Here is an 860-nt window from a genome sequence, read left to right on the forward strand (position 1 = left end):
TCGCAAAAGGCGTCGCGAGTAGTAAAACGAACCTGTTAACTGGCGAGTTTAAGCCGAAGTCTTCTTGGGGTAAGTACTGGAAAGTTTGGCAAAAGGCGGCTATCGCTGCGGGCGTTTTGTTAGTGGTGGTCGTGGCTCAGCAACTTCTCGTCGTCCACAAGTACGAGGCGCAAGCACAAGCCTATCGTGAAGAAAGCGAACGTATTTTCCGTCAGGTTTTCCCAAACAAGAATCGAATTCCGACCGTAAGTTACTTAAAGCGTCAAATGACAGATGAAGAGCGCCGTTTATCTGGTGGCTCAACAGATGTTGCGATGTTGTCTTGGCTTGCTGCCTTGCCAGCAACGCTTGGTCAGGTGAAAGATCTAGAAATCACCAGCTTTAAGTATGACGGCCAACGTGGTGAAGTGCGCATTCACGCACGTAGCTCAGACTTCCAGCCTTTTGAGCAGGCTCGTGTGAAGTTGGCTGAGAAGTTTAATGTTGAGCAAGGTCAGCTTAATCGCAGCGATAACGTTGTGATGGGTAGCTTTGTGTTGAAGCGTCAGTGAGGTGATGATGAAGAATTTAATTTCTCAAGCGCAAGCTTGGTGGAGTGGCATCTCTCAGCGTGAACAACGACTTGTGCTGGGCTGCGGTGCATTCGCCATCCTTGGCATTCTTTACTGGGGGCTGCTGCAGCCGATGAGCCAACGTGCAGAGTTGGCGCAATCTCGTATCCAAAGTGAAAAGCAATTGCTTACATGGGTACAAGACAAAGCTGATGACATTACCGCATTGAGAAAAAGCGGGGGTGTCAGTTTTTCCAATCAGCCACTTAACCAACTTGTCTCTTCATCAGCGCGCCGTTTTAAGGTGGA

General features: G+C 49.1%; 2 protein-coding genes. Both read left to right on the top strand.

Annotated elements, in window-relative coordinates; all coding sequences use genetic code 11:
* Positions 1-551, top strand: a 551-nt coding sequence (gene gspL / locus R7040_RS25445; protein WP_318097421.1) for a type II secretion system protein GspL, incomplete at its 5' end; no start/stop codon positions are given.
* A 7-nt stretch (positions 552-558) separates the two neighbouring features.
* Positions 559-860: type II secretion system protein M (locus R7040_RS25450; RefSeq protein ID WP_318097422.1), on the top strand; the 302-nt coding region annotated here is incomplete at its 3' end.

It is taken from the genome of Vibrio sp. 1069 (assembly GCF_033340555.1).